At 71.0% G+C, this 13,723-nt stretch carries 9 protein-coding genes; 3 read left to right on the plus strand and 6 right to left on the minus strand.

Annotation, left to right across the window (positions count from 1 at the left end; genetic code table 11):
• Positions 1–27: 27 nt before the first annotated feature.
• From rpe to C4313_RS02320, 6 genes are all read right to left on the minus strand, one after another.
• Entirely contained in the window at positions 28–696 is a 669-nt protein-coding gene (gene rpe, locus C4313_RS02295; RefSeq protein ID WP_352428258.1) for a ribulose-phosphate 3-epimerase, read from the minus strand.
• Positions 693–1,787, minus strand: a complete 1,095-nt coding sequence (gene rlmN, locus C4313_RS02300) for a dual-specificity RNA methyltransferase RlmN (RefSeq protein WP_352428259.1) — start codon at positions 1,785–1,787, stop codon at positions 693–695. Before rlmN ends, rpe begins: the two co-directional genes overlap by 4 nt.
• 176 nt (positions 1,788–1,963) lie before the next feature.
• Positions 1,964–3,637 (minus strand): acyl-CoA mutase large subunit family protein, encoded by a 1,674-nt coding sequence (locus tag C4313_RS02305; RefSeq protein ID WP_503012440.1) that lies wholly within the window; start codon positions 3,635–3,637, stop codon positions 1,964–1,966.
• Between the two features lie 17 nt (positions 3,638–3,654).
• A complete protein-coding gene (locus C4313_RS02310; protein WP_352428260.1) occupies positions 3,655–4,152 on the minus strand; it encodes an acyl-CoA carboxylase biotin carboxyl carrier protein subunit in 498 nt (165 codons plus the stop codon).
• Positions 4,149–5,651 carry an acetyl-CoA carboxylase biotin carboxylase subunit gene (accC, locus tag C4313_RS02315; RefSeq protein WP_352428261.1) on the minus strand — a complete coding sequence of 501 codons (1,503 nt, stop codon included), beginning with the start codon at positions 5,649–5,651 and terminating at the stop codon, positions 4,149–4,151. Before accC ends, C4313_RS02310 begins: the two co-directional genes overlap by 4 nt.
• Positions 5,652–5,669: 18 nt before the next feature.
• Positions 5,670–7,229 (minus strand): acyl-CoA carboxylase subunit beta, encoded by a 1,560-nt coding sequence (locus C4313_RS02320; protein WP_352428262.1) that lies wholly within the window; start codon positions 7,227–7,229, stop codon positions 5,670–5,672.
• A gap of 213 nt (positions 7,230–7,442) precedes the next feature.
• Here C4313_RS02320 and C4313_RS02325 point away from each other — a divergent pair, with 213 nt between their 5' ends.
• Genes C4313_RS02325 through C4313_RS02335 form a run of 3 tightly spaced genes read left to right on the plus strand, consistent with a single transcriptional unit; the run spans position 7,443 to position 13,522 of the window.
• The gene (locus C4313_RS02325; RefSeq protein ID WP_352428263.1) at positions 7,443–9,902 is read left to right on the plus strand and encodes a penicillin acylase family protein; all 2,460 of its coding nucleotides are present in this window, start codon (positions 7,443–7,445) and stop codon (positions 9,900–9,902) included.
• Complete coding sequence (locus C4313_RS02330) at positions 9,821–11,272, plus strand: FAD binding domain-containing protein (RefSeq protein WP_352428264.1); 1,452 nt, start codon at positions 9,821–9,823, stop codon at positions 11,270–11,272. Before C4313_RS02325 ends, C4313_RS02330 begins: the two co-directional genes overlap by 82 nt.
• Before the next feature lie 39 nt (positions 11,273–11,311).
• Entirely contained in the window at positions 11,312–13,522 is a 2,211-nt protein-coding gene (locus C4313_RS02335; RefSeq protein WP_352428265.1) for a xanthine dehydrogenase family protein molybdopterin-binding subunit, read from the plus strand.
• The last annotated feature ends 201 nt before the right edge of the window (positions 13,523–13,723 follow it).

A 13,723-nucleotide genomic window follows, 5' to 3' on the forward strand; every position in this document is an offset into this window, starting at 1 on the left:
CTGGGGAAAGATCCGCGGGCGGCCCCGCTACGGCGCGGCGATGGCAGCGCGGAGGCGGCGGAGGGCCTCGGCGGGCCCCTCGGGGGCCTCGAAGAGGGCGGCGCCGACCACCAGGACCGTGGCCCCGTCGGCGACCAGATCGGCAGCGTTCTCCGGGCCCACCCCGCCGTCCACCTCCAGTTCCACCGGGCGGCCTAGGGCCTCGATCATCCGCCGCGCCCGCCGCACCTTCTCCCGCATGCGGGGGATGAAGGGCTGCCCGCCGAAGCCGGGGTTCACCGTCATCACCAGCAGCAGATCGATGTCGGGAAGGATCTCCTCGACGGCGGCCAGGGGCGTGGCCGGGTTGAGGGCCACCCCGGCCCGCAGGCCCAAGCCCCGGATCTGCTGGACCGTCCGGTGCAGGTGGGGGCAGGCCTCCACGTGGACGGTGAGGCCATCGGCACCGGCCCGGGCGAAGGCCTCCAGGTAGCGGTCGGGGGCCTCGATCATCAAATGGACATCCAGGGGGAGGTGGGTGGACCGCCGCAGGGCGGCCACCACGGGCACGCCGAAGGTGAGGTTGGGGACGAAATGGCCGTCCATGACGTCCACGTGGATCCAGTCGGCCCCTGCCTGGGCCACGGCCGCTACCTCCCGGGCCAGGTGGGCCAGGTCCGCCGAAAGGATAGAGGGGGCGATCTTCACCCGGCTCACCGGCCTTCCCTCCGGAGGGCGGGGAGGGGAGGGCCTGCCGGCTGGATCAGCGGGCGCCGGCCCTGGGCCTCGACGCGCAACTGGCCGCAGCCGGCAGCCACGTCGATCCCACGACGCACCCGCACCGTGCACGGGATCCCGGCGGCCTCCACAATGCGCCGGAAGGCCTCGACCCGCTCCGGGGGGGAGGGCTCGCCCGCGAACCCCAGGGTGGGGTTGAGGGGGATCAGGTTGACGTGGGCCCGCAGGCCCCGCAGGTGCTCGACGAGGGCCCGGGCCTGCTCGGGCGTGTCGTTGACCCCGCGGATCATCGCCCACTCGAAAGTGACCCGCCGTCGGGTCCGGGCGACGTACTCCCGGACGGCCTCCATCAGCGCGTCCAGCGGATACACGCGGTTGATGGGGACCAGGCGGTCCCGCAGCGCGTCGGTGGCGGCGTGGAGGGAGACCGCCAGGTTGATCTGCCAGCCCTCCTGGGCGAAGCGCCGGATGCCCGGGACAATGCCCACGGTGGAGACGGTGATCCGCCGCTGCCCGATGCCGAACCCCTCGGGGTGGATGAGCAGGCGCAGGGCCTTGGCCACTTGGGCGTAGTTGGCGAAGGGCTCGCCCATCCCCATGAAGACAATGTGGGTGAGGCGCTCGCCGTGGGCCTCCAGCCAGCGGGCCACGTGCAGGACCTGGGCGACGATCTCCCCGGCGGTGAGGTTGCGCAGCAGGCCCATCTGGCCGGTGGCGCAGAAGGGGCAGCCCATGGCGCAGCCGGCCTGGGTGGAGACGCAGGCGGTGCGCCGGTCGGTGAACTCCATCAGAACCGTCTCCACCGCCGCCCCGTCGGGCAGGGCGAACAACCACTTGCGAGTCCACCCGTCCCGGGAGACCCGCTCGGCGACAGGCTGAAGGGGGGAAAGAGAGAACATCTCGGCCAGGCGGTCCCGCAAGGCCTTGGGGAGGTCGGTCATCGCCGCGAAGGTGGTAGCTCCCCGCCGGTAGACCCATCCCCAGATCTGGCGGGCCCGATAGGGCGGCTCGCCCCACTCGGCCAAGACGGCAGCCAGCTCGTCCAGCGTGAGATCATAAAGCAGGCGCATGGGGAATCCGCGGTCGCTCCCGTTCTGGGGGATCAAGGGCATTTTACCACGGGGTCGGGCGCCGGCCGAATACGTCCGCCGATCGATGGGCGCATGATGATACCCATGGGCCTAGCCTTCGGGCATCACCGCTCCCCACGCGCCTGACAACCCTTGCGGGAGCCATCGCCCGCCGCTCACAGGACATCGGGGGGGCGGTATTCGCCCCAGACGTCCCGCAGGACCCCACAGATCTCCCCCAGGGTGACGTCAGCGGCTACCGCCTCGATGAAGAGGGGCATCAGGGGCTCCTCCGGCCGGCGGGCCGCCGCCTCGATGCGGGCCAGCAGCGCCGAGGCCCGCTCGGCGTCCCGCCGGGCCCGCAGGGCGGCCAGCCGGGCCCGCTGCGCCTCCTCCACCGCTGGGTCCACCTTCAGCCGCTCCAGTCCCCGCTCCTCCTCCTCCACCGGGAAGGCGTTCACCCCCACGATGATCTGCTCCCCCGATTCGATCGCCTGCTGGGCCCGGTAGGCGGCCTCGGCGATGGCCCGCTGGATGTAGCCGGCCTCGATGGCTCGCAACGCCCCGCCCATGGCCTCGACCCGGTCGATCTCCTCCAGGGCCCGGCGCTCGATCTCGGAGGTGAGATACTCGATGACGTAACTGCCGGCCAGGGGATCGATGGTGTCGGCCACCCCCGACTCGTAGGCCAGGATCTGCTGGGTGCGCAGGGCCACCCGGGCGGACTTCTCCGTGGGCAGCCACAGGGCCTCGTCCATGGCGTTGGTGTGCAAGGACTGGCAGCCGCCCAGGATCGCCGCCAGGGCCTGGATGGTCACCCGGACGATGTTGTTCTCGGGCTGCTGGGCGGTGAGGGTGCTGCCTCCCGTCTGGACGTGGAAGCGCAGCATCATGGCCTCCGGCCGGGTGGCCCCCAAGCGGTCCCGTGCCAGGCGGGCCCACAGCCGGCGGGCGGCCCGGAACTTGGCCACCTCCTCCAGGAAGTGGTTGTGGGCGTTGAAGAAGAACGACAACTGGGGCCCGATGTCGTCGATGGAGAGGCCGGCCCGGGCGGCGGCCCGCACATACTCCAGGGCGTGGGCGAAGGTGAAGGCCACCTCCTGCACCGCCGTGGCCCCCGCCTCGCGGATGTGGTAGCCGCTGATGCTGATGGGGTTCCAGTGGGGGACGTGGCGGTGGCAGAAGGCAATCACGTCCACCGTCAGCCGCATGGAGGGCTCCGGGGGGAAGATGTACAGGCCCCGGGCCACGTATTCCTTCAGGATGTCGTTCTGCACCGTGCCTCGCAGCCGCCGCCAGTCCACCCCCTGCTCGCGGGCGAGGGCCAGCACCATGGCCAGCAGCACCGCCGCCGGGGCGTTGATGGTCATCGAGAGGCTCACCTGGTCCAGGGGGATGCCCTCCAGCAGCCGCCGCATGTCCTCCAGGGAGGAGATGCTCACCCCCACCCGGCCCACCTCCCCGTGGGCCATCGGGTGGTCGGCGTCGTAGCCCAGTTGGGTCGGCAGATCGAAGGCCACCGAGAGGCCGGTCTGCCCTTGGGCCAGGAGGTAGCGATATCGCCGGTTGGACTCCTCGGCGGTGGCGTAGCCGGCATATTGGCGCATGGTCCACAGCCGGCCCCGATACATGGTGCGGTAGATCCCCCGGGTGAAGGGGAACTCCCCCGGGAACCCCAGGTCCTCCAGTTCGTCCACCGCCACGTCGGCGGCGGTGTAGAGGGGCTCCAGGGGGATCCCCGAGGGGGTTTCGAACCGCGGGCGACGCTGGGGGGCCCCCCGGATGCTCTCCATCCAGCGGGCCTTGGCCGCCCGGATCGCCTCAACGTGGGCTTCCAGCCGGAGCGCCATGGGCTCCCTCCCACGGGTCAGGTCAGCACCACCAGCACCTGGTTCTGTTCCACGCTCTGGCCGGGCTGCACCCGGATCGCCTTCACCGTGCCGTCGCGGGGGGCGCGGATCTCGTTCTGCATCTTCATGGACTCCAGGAGGACCAGTTTCTCTCCCTTCCGGACGGCCTGGCCCTCCCGGACCGGGACGGCCACGATCAGGCCGGGCATGGGGGCCTTGACGGCCACCTCGCCGGCCGGCCCGGCGGCCCGTCCGGAGGCCTCCCGGAGGCGACGCTCTCGCTCGTCCTCAACGCGGACAGCGAAGAGGTGGCCCCGCAGGAAGACCCAGTATTCGCCCTCCCGCTCCTCCACCAGGGCCTCGTAGGAGGCGTTGTCCAAAAGCAGCGAGTAGACGTGCTGCTGGTCGATCAGGCGGAAGTCCACCGCCCGCTCGACGCCGTCGCAGAGGACGCGGTCCTCCCGGTTGATCTCGATCACGAAGGTCTTGTCATGGAGGGTGGCCACGTATTTCATCCGCCCCTCCCGAGTTGCTCGTAGCGGCCGAACCATTTCCACTGGCTGAGGGGGCGCGCCGGCCGGCGGGCCACGTAGGTGGCGGCCTGGCCCCGCCGGTGGGCCACCAGGGCGGCGATGATGGCCGCCACCTCCTCCAATTCCGGCGGCGTCTCCTCGTCCATGGCGAAGCGCTCCTCGACGAACTTGGTGTCGAAGTGGCCGGCCAGGAAGCGGGTGCTGTTCAGGATGGCCTGGTGGAAAGGGATGCTCGTCTGGATGCCGATGATCCGGAACTCCTCCAGGGCCCGCCGCATGCGCAGGATGGCCTCGCCCCGGGTCTCCCCCCAGGTGATCACCTTGGCGATGAGGGAGTCGTAGTAGGGCGTGATCTCACAGCCCTCGTAGACCCCACTGTCCACCCGCACGCCGGGGCCGGTGGGCTCGGCCAGGGTGACGATGCGGCCGGTGGAGGGCATGAAGTTGTTGAAGGGGTCCTCAGCGGTGATGCGGCACTCGATGGCCCACCCGGTCTGGCGGATCTCCTCCTGGCGGTAGCGGAGCTTGCGGCCCCGGGCGATGCGGATCTGCTCCTTGACGATGTCCACCCCCGTCACCATCTCGGTCACCGGGTGCTCCACCTGGAGGCGGGTGTTCATCTCGATAAAGTAGAAGTTGCGGTCCTTGTCCACCAGGAACTCCACCGTGCCGGCGTTGACGTAGCCGATGGCCTGGGCGATGCGCACGGCCACCTCGCCCATGCGGGCCCGCATCTCCTCGTCCACGATGGGAGAGGGGGACTCCTCGATCAGTTTCTGGTGGCGGCGTTGGATGGAGCACTCCCGTTCCCCCAGGTGGATGACGTTGCCGTGTTGGTCGGCCAGGATCTGGACCTCCACGTGGCGGGCGCCCTCGACGAGTTTTTCCAGGTAGACGTCGTCGTCGCCGAAGGCGGCCATGGCCTCCCGCCGGGCCGCCGCCAGGGCGTCGGGCATCTCCTCGGGGGAGCGGACGATGCGCATGCCCTTGCCGCCGCCGCCCGCGGAGGCCTTGATGAGGACGGGGAAGCCGATGATCTGGGCGGCCCGCATGAGGTCCTCGTTGGAGAGGCCACCGTCGGTGCCTGGGACGATGGGCACGCCCAGGGCCTTGGCCATCCGGCGGGCGGTGGCCTTGTCGCCCATGGCCCCGATAGCCCGCGGCGGCGGCCCGATGAAGGTGATCCCGGCCTCCTCGCAGGCCTCGGCGAAGTCAGGGCGCTCGGCCAGGAAGCCGTAGCCCGGGTGGATGGCGTCGGCCCCAGCCCGGCGGGCCACGTCGATGATCTTGTCGATGCGCAGATAGCTTTCGCGGGCCGGCGCCGGGCCGATGGGGTAAGCCTCGTCGGCGTAGCGCACGTGCAGGGCGTTGCGGTCCACCTCGGAGAACACCACCACCGTCCGGATCCCCAGTTCCCGGCAGGCGCGGATGACGCGCACGGCGATCTCGCCGCGGTTGGCGATCAGGATCTTGCGGAACATGCTTCGCTCCCGGGCCCGTCACAGGGGGATGTTGCCGTGCTTCTTCGGCGGGTTCTGATCCCGCTTGTTGGCCAGCATCTCCAGGGCGTTGATCAGGCGGGGGCGGGTCTCCTTCGGCTCGATGACGTCGTCGACGAAGCCGTAAGAGGCGGCCACGTAGGGGTTGGCGAACTTGGCCCGGTACTCGGCCACCAGCGCCGCCCGCCGCGCCTCGGGGTCGGGGGCCTCGGCGATCTCCCGCCGGAAGATGATGTTCACCGCCCCCTCGGGGCCCATGACCGCCAGCTCCGCCGTGGGCCAGGCCAGCACCAGGTCGGCCCGCAGGTGCCGCGAGTTCATCACGCAATAGGCCCCGCCGTAGGCCTTGCGGGTGATCACCGTGATCTTGGGGACGGTGGCCTCGGCATAGGCGTAGAGCAACTTGGCCCCCGCCTTGATGATGCCCCCGTGCTCCTGGGCCACCCCCGGCATGAAGCCGGGCACGTCCTCAAAGGTGATGATGGGGATGTTGAAGGCGTCGCAGAAGCGCACGAACCGCGCCGCCTTCTCGCTGGCCTTGATGTCCAGGACCCCGGCCAGCACCGCCGGCTGGTTGGCTACGATGCCCACGCTGTGCCCCCCCAGGCGGGCGAAGCCGATGACGATGTTGGGAGCGTAGTCGGGCTGGACCTCGAAGAAGTCCCCGTTGTCCACGATGAGGCGGATGACCTCTTTGATGTCATAGGGCCGGGCAGGGTCGTCGGGGACGATGGTGTTGAGGCGCTCCTCCATGCGCAGGGGGTCGTCGCCGTTGGGCACGTAGGGGGGATCCTCCATGTTGTTGGAAGGGAGATACGAGAGCAGCTTGCGGATCATAAAGAAGAGATCGGCCTCGGTGTCGGCGGCGAAGTGGGCCACCCCGCTGATGGTCGTGTGCACATCAGCCCCGCCCAGTTGCTCGAAGGTGACCTCCTCGTGGGTCACCGCCTTCACCACGTCGGGCCCGGTGATGAACATGTAACTGGTCCCCCGCACCATGAAAATGAAATCCGTGAGGGCGGGGGAGTAGACGGCGCCGCCGGCGCAGGGGCCCAGGATGGCGCTGATCTGGGGGACCACGCCGGAGAGCATGACGTTGCGCAGGAAGATGTCGGCGTAGCCGCCGAGGGAGAGGACCCCCTCCTGGATGCGGGCGCCGCCGGAGTCGTTGAGGCCGATGACCGGTGTCCCGTTCTTGAGGGCCATATCCAGGATCTTGACGATCTTGCGGGCGTGGCCCTCGCCCAGGCTCCCCCCCAGCACGGTGAAATCCTGGGCGTAGACGTAGACCAGGCGCCCGTCGATGGTCCCCCACCCGGTGACCACCCCGTCCCCCAGATAGCGGCGCTCCGCCAGCCCGAAGTCGGTGACCCGGGTGGTGACGAAGGGGTCGATCTCCCGGAAAGAGCCCTTGTCCAGCAGCAGGTCCAGGCGCTCCCGGGCGGTGAGCTTCCCCTTGGCGTGCTGCTGGGCGACGCGCTCCGGGCCGCCCCCCGCCAGGGCCTCCGCCCGCCACCGTCGCAACTGCTCCAGCCGGTCCTCCATGATCTCCACGCGCATAAGTCCGCTCCTGAGGAAGATAAAACCGCCGGCGATCCGGATGCGCTTCTATTATAGCCATAGGGACGGGCCGGCCGGCGCCCCGCCGCTCCCACCCCGCGGCCTGGCCCCCGGCGGCCGCCTTCATACCGGCCCATCGGCGGTTTGAAGAGGGCGGTCGGACCGCTTATGATGGGTTCCAGTGGTCCCTCGATCCTCAATGGGGAGGTGCCCATGGCCCCGCGGCGGGTCTTCCGGCTGGAAGGGCTCTCCGCCCCCGTGGAGATCCGATTCGATGCGTGGGGGATCCCCCACATTGAGGCGCGCACGCTGGCCGACCTGTTCTTCGCCCAGGGCTTCGTCCACGGCCGCCACCGAGGCTGGCAGATGCGGTTCCACCGGCTGGTGGCCCTCGGGCGCCTCGGCGAGGTCTTCGGGCCTATGGGGCTGGAGATGGACCGGTTCGCCCGGGGCGTGGGATGGGCCGAGCACGCCCGAGCGGGCCTCTCCCGCCTCCCCGAGAGCCACCGGCGGCTCCTGGAGGCCTACGCGGCCGGCGTCACGGCCGCCTTCCGCTGCGGCCCCACCGGCCCGGAGGACCGTCTGGTGCCGCTGCCCGATTTCCCTTGGACGCCGGAACACAGCGCCGCCTGGGGCCTGGTGGTCGCCTGGTCCCTCTCCTGGAACTGGGACAGCGAACTGGCCCGGGTGGCCCTCGCCCGGGCCCTGGGGGAGCGGGCCGCTGACCTGGAGCCGGCGGCCCTCTTCGGCGAGACGGCTCTCTTCCCGGAGACGATGGGGATCGAGCCCATGGCCGAGCGGCTGCTGGCGGTTTATGCCGCCCTGGCCCGCTGGCTCGGCCCCCGCGAGGGGATCGGCAGCAACAACTGGGTCGTGGCCGGATCCCGCACGGCCACCGGCGCACCGTTGCTGGCCAACGACCCCCATCTCCCCCTCTCCCTCCCCAGCCTCTGGTATGAGCAGCATCTGGTCTGCGAGCCGGAAGGGTTCGCTGCGGCCGGGGTCACCGTGCCGGGGCTCCCCGGGGTCGTCCTGGGCCACAACGCGGCCATCGCCTGGGGCGCCACCGCCGTCCTCGCCGACACCCAGGACTGGTTCATCGAGCGCTTCCATCCCGAGGACCCCTTCCGCTACGAAAGCCCCACCGGCTGGCAGGTCGCCGAGGTCCGGGAGATCGCCATCCGGGTCCGGGGGAGGCGCCATCCCGAACGCTACGCCCTGCGGATCACCCGCCACGGGCCGGTCCTCACCGACCTGATGCCGGAATACGAGCCGGAGGGGCTCCCGTGGCCCCAGGTGGGGCTGGCCCTGGCCTGGGCCGGCGCCCCCGCCGAGACCTGGTTCAAGGCCCTCCTGGCGTTGAACCGCGCCCACGACTGGGCCTCCTTCCGGGAGGCCCTCCGCCAGTGGCCCGCCCCCGTCCTCAACTTCGTGTACGCCGACCGCGCAGGGCACATCGGCTACCAGATGGCCGGGCGGATCCCGATCCGCCGCCGCGGCCACGGCCTGGTCCCCGTCCCCGGCTGGAGCGGGGATTACGACTGGGAGGGGGAGATCCCCTTTGAGGCCCTCCCCTCCTGCTTCGACCCGCCCGAGGGTCTCCTCGTCACGGCCAACCACCGCATTGTGGGACCTGGCTATCCCTACTTCATCAGCGCCGAGTGGATGCCGGATCACCGGGCGCGGCGGATCCGGGAGCGGCTGGAGTCCACCCCGGCCCTCACCCCGGCGGATTGCCTGACCGTCCAGACGGACGTGGTTTCCCTGGCGGCCCGGGAATGGCAGGCGTGGCTGGCCCGGGTGGCGCCCGTCGATGGGGAGGAGGCCTGGCTGCTGGCCCAGGTCAAGGCCTGGGACGGGCGGATGGATCCGGATGCGGTGGCGCCGACGGTTGTGGCGGCCACGGAATGGATGTTGCTGCAGGGCCTGCTGGGGCCCCGGCTCGGGGCCGCTGGGCGCCGCTATCTGGGGGAATCCCTCAACGCGTTCCTGCCGGGCTCTTCGTTTTATCGAACCGCCCCCCACGCCCTGCGGGAGATCCTCCGCCGGGCGGATCCCTTCTGGCTCGGGGAGCGTTCGGCAACGGAATGGGTCGCCGAGGCGTTCCGGGAGGCCGTGCGGATGTTGCGACGGCGCCTCGGCCCGAACCCGGCCCGCTGGACCTGGGGGCGGGTGCATCGGGTGACCCTCGCCCATGGGCTGGGCCAGGTCCCGCTCCTAGCGCCCTTCTTCAACCGGGGCCCCTTCCCGCTGGGCGGCGACGGGGACACCCCGCTCCAGGCCGGCTTCCAGGGGAACCGGTTCGGCGGGCCCCTGGGGGCGTTGCCCTCCTGGCGGTTCGTGGCCGACCTGAGCGATTGGGACCGCTGCCTGGCTGTGCTCCCCGGCGGCCAGGGCGGATCGCCGGCCTCGCCGCATTACTTCGACCAGTTCCCCCTGTGGCAGGAGGGCCGGGCGCGACCGATGCCCTGGAGCCCCGCGGCGGTCCGGGCCGCCACCCGGCGGATCTGGATCCTGCGGCCGGGGCCCGCGGAGCGGGGAGCTCGCGGCGGATGCGCTAAACTTAAGACAAAGGGAACCCGGAGGGCGCTATGTGGAAAGCCTACTACACCCCGGTCTCTGTGGAGGAGGCCTTGCGTCTGCTGGCCGAGCACGCAGGCCGCGCCCGGCTGATCGCCGGCGGCACCGATCTGATCCTGGAACTGGAGCGCGGCCAGCGCCCCGACGTCGAGGTCCTTATCGACATCACCCGTATCCCGGGCCTGGACACCATCGAGCAGGGCCCGGATGGTCGTATCCACCTCGGTCCGCTGGTCACCCACAACCAGGTGGTGGCTTCGCCCCTCTGCCGGGCCCGCGCTTTCCCCTTGGCCCAGGCATGCTGGGAGGTGGGATCTCCCCAGATCCGGAACCGGGGCACGGTGGCCGGCAACCTCATCACCGCCTCGCCCGCCAACGACACCATCGTGCCCCTGTGGGCCATGGACGCCACTGTCACCCTTCAGAGCGTCCGGGGCCGGCGCATCCTCTCCTTCGAGGACTTCTACCAGGGGGTCCGCCGGACGGCGATGGCGCCCGATGAGATGCTGGTGGACATCGCCTTTGCGCCGCTGGAGCCCAACGAGCGCGGGATCTTCCTCAAACTGGGCCTGCGCCGTTTCCAGGCCATCTCCGTGGTCAGCGTGGCGGCGGTGGTCGCCTTCGACGGGGAGCGGGTGGCCCGCGCCCGCATCGCCCTGGGAGCCGTGGCGCCGACCATCGTGCGGGCCCGGGAGGCCGAGGACTTCCTCCAGGGCCGGGCCCTCACCGACGATGCGATCGCCCGGGCCGGGGAACTGGCCCGGGGGGCGGCCCGGCCCATCGACGACATCCGAGGGCCCGCCTGGTATCGTGCCGAGATGGTCCGCGTGCTGACCATGCGGGCCCTGCGCCGGCTGCGAGAAGGAGCGGAACGGGAGGGCTTCCCCGAGCGCCCGGCCCAGCTCTGGGCCCGCGGGGAGGGCCGCTGGCCGACGTGGCTCCAGGTCCCTCCAGGACTGGCCACATGGGACGGCCAGGTCTGCCACCGAGAGGAGGGCCCGGAGCCCATCGTGACCACCGTGAACGGGCAGCGGGTCGTGGTGCACGGGGCCAACGACAAGACCCTGCTGCGAATGCTGCGGGAGGACCTTCATTTGACCGGGACCAAGGAGGGCTGCGGGGAGGGCGAGTGCGGGGCCTGCACGGTGATCCTGGACGGCATGGCCGTGATGTCCTGCCTGGTGCCGGCACCTCGCGCCCACGGGGCGGAGATCCTTACTGTGGAGGGGGTGGCCGCCGGAGGGCGCCTCCATCCGGTGCAGGCAGCCTTCATCCGGCACGGGGCCGTGCAGTGCGGCTACTGCACCCCGGGCTTCGTGATGTCGGGGGTGGCGCTCCTCGCGGAGATCCCTCGGCCCACCCGGGACCAGATCCGGCAGGCCTTCGCCGGCAACCTCTGCCGGTGCACCGGCTACTACAGCCTTCTCGAGGCGGTGGAGGAGGCCGCCGGCGCCGGTCCGTAGCCTGGGAGATCGATCCTCAAGCGCGGAGGGAAAACGCCGATGGCCCTTGGGGTTTCGCTGCCGCGGATCGACGCGGAAGGGAAGGTGACCGGGCGCGTCCCCTATCCCGGGGACCTGGACATGCCCGGGCAGCTTTACCTGAAGGTGAAGTGGGCGGGGCGAGCGCCCGCCCGGATCCGGCGGATCGACACCCGCCGGGCCGAGGCCCTGCCCGGGATCGTCGCCGTCTTCACCGCGAAGGACGTCCCGGTGAACGAATACGGCCTCATCCACTTCGACCAGCCGGTGATCTGCGGGCCGGGGAGCAAGCCCGGCGCCGACGTGGTCCGATACGAGGGGGATGTGGTGGCGCTGGTGGCGGCCGAGAGCGAGAAGATGGCCGCCCGGGCGGTCGACCTCATCGAGGTGGACTACGAGGACCTGCCGGGCGTCTATGATCCGGAGGAGGCCCTGCGCCCCGGCGCCCCCCAGGTCCACCCCGACTACCCGGGCAACCTGCTCTGTCACTACCGTATCCGCCGGGGGGACGTGGAGGCCGCCTTCCGGGAGGCGGCGGTCATCGTGGAGGGGATCTATCGCACCCCCTTCCAGGAGCACGCCTATCTCCAGCCGGAGGCGGGGATCGCCTATATTGATGAAGAAGGGCGGGTGACTGTGGTCACGGCCGGCCAGTGGGCCCACGAGGACCGTCATCAGATCGCCCACGCCCTGGGGCTGCCGGAGGAGCGGGTGCGGGTGATCTACGCGGCCATCGGTGGGGCCTTCGGGGGACGGGAGGACATGTCGGTGCAGATCCTGCTGGCCCTGGTCGCCTGGCGGCTGGGCCGCCCGGTGAAGATCGTCTGGAGTCGGGAGGAGTCCATCATCGGCCACCACAAGCGCCACCCGGTGGTGGCCCGCACCCGCTGGGCGGCCGACCGGGAAGGGCGGCTGCTGGCCGTTGAGGCCGACGTGATCGCCGATGTCGGCGCCTACGCCTACACCTCCACCAAGGTGCTGGGCAACATCACCATGTCCATCTGCGGCCCCTACGAGGTCCCCAACGTGCGGGCCGATATCCGCGGGGCGCTGACCAACAACCCTCCGACGGGGGCGATGCGGGGCTTCGGCGCGCCCCAGGCCCTCTTCATCGCTGAGACCCAGATGAACCGCCTGGCCGAGGCCCTGGGGATGGACCCGGTGGAGATCCGCCTGAAGAACGGCTGGCGGGAGGGCTCCCGCATGGCCACAGGGGGCGTGGTCCCGGAGGGGGTGAGTCTCTCCGAGGTCATCGAGGCTTGCGCCCGGGCCGCCGGCTGGCGCCGCACGGCCTCCGGCTGGGTCCGGCCCCAGCCCCCGCCCTCCCCCGACCCGACCCGGCGTTACGGCTGGGGCTTCGCCTGTGGCTTTAAGAACATCGCCTACAGCTTCGGCTTTCCCGAGCACTGCTGGGCCCGCGTGGAGCTTCACGGCGACGCGCACATCGAGCGGGCTGTGGTCTATCACGCCGGGGCCGACGTGGGACAGGGCGCCCACACGGTGATGGTCCAGATGGCCGCCGAGGCCTTGGGGTTGCCCCCGGAGAAGATCGAACTGCGGGCCTCGGACACCGCGTCCACCGAGAGTTCAGGGAGCTCCTCGGCTTCCCGGATGACCTTCATGGCGGGCAACGCCATCCGGGGGGCCGCCCAGCGGGCCCTGGAGGCCTGGCAGAACGAGGAGCGGCCGGCTATCGGCGAGTTCACCTACCGCCCGGTGCGCACCTTCCCCTTCGACCCGGAGACCGGCTTTTCCGAGCGCCCCAACGTGACCTATGGCTACGTGGCCGAGGCTGTCCTGGTGGAGGTGGACCTGGAGACCGGTCAGGTGCGGCCGGTGCAGGTGATCTGTGCCGACGACGTGGGGCGGGCGGTCAACCCCCTCAACGTGCGGGGGCAGATCGAGGGCGGCGTGGTGCAGGCCATCGGCTACGTCCTCACCGAGAACTTCATCGTCCAGCAGGGGCGCATCCTCACCCGCCATTTCAGCACCTACCTGATCCCCGGCGTCGCCGACATCCCCGAGGCCGTCGAGAGCCTGATCCTGGAGCACCCGGACCCCCTGGGCCCGTGGGGGGTCCGCGGGATGGCCGAGATGCCCTTCCTGCCCCTGGCCCCCGCCCTCATCGCCGCGGTCCACGATGCCACCGGGATCTGGTTCGAGACCTTCCCGCTGACGCCGGACCGCCTCTACGCCGCCCTCTATCCGGAGCGGGCGAAGCCCAAGCCGTGAGGGGCCCCCTCTGAGTCCATGCCGGAACGCCGATGGCCCTGGAGATCGCGGTGCTGGCCGCCGGCGCCGCCTACGCCGGCGGTGTGTTCGTTTACGAGGAGCCGGCGGAAGGGGACGGCCGCCTGCGCCCGGGGCACCTGGTGCTGGTGCCCTTCGGTCGGGAGGGCCGCCCGGAGCCGGGCGTGGTGCTGCGGCGGGCCA

This window comes from Thermoflexus sp. (genome assembly GCF_040289485.1).
Lineage (GTDB): Bacteria > Chloroflexota > Anaerolineae > Thermoflexales > Thermoflexaceae > Thermoflexus.

What these genes read in the sequence shown, in the direction of transcription:
- rlmN (WP_352428259.1), bottom strand. Translation starts at nt 1,787, where the DNA reads ATGCGCCTGCTTTATGATCTCACGCTGGACGAGCTGGCTGCCGTCTTG.
- C4313_RS02305 (WP_503012440.1), bottom strand. Translation starts at nt 3,637, where the DNA reads ATGGCGCTCCGGCTGGAAGCCCACGTTGAGGCGATCCGGGCGGCCAAG.
- C4313_RS02310 (WP_352428260.1), bottom strand. Translation starts at nt 4,152, where the DNA reads ATGAAATACGTGGCCACCCTCCATGACAAGACCTTCGTGATCGAGATC.
- accC (WP_352428261.1), bottom strand. Translation starts at nt 5,651, where the DNA reads ATGTTCCGCAAGATCCTGATCGCCAACCGCGGCGAGATCGCCGTGCGC.
- C4313_RS02320 (WP_352428262.1), bottom strand. Translation starts at nt 7,229, where the DNA reads ATGCGCGTGGAGATCATGGAGGACCGGCTGGAGCAGTTGCGACGGTGG.
- C4313_RS02325 (WP_352428263.1), top strand. Translation starts at nt 7,443, where the DNA reads ATGGCCCCGCGGCGGGTCTTCCGGCTGGAAGGGCTCTCCGCCCCCGTG.
- C4313_RS02330 (WP_352428264.1), top strand. Translation starts at nt 9,821, where the DNA reads ATGTGGAAAGCCTACTACACCCCGGTCTCTGTGGAGGAGGCCTTGCGT.
- C4313_RS02335 (WP_352428265.1), top strand. Translation starts at nt 11,312, where the DNA reads ATGGCCCTTGGGGTTTCGCTGCCGCGGATCGACGCGGAAGGGAAGGTG.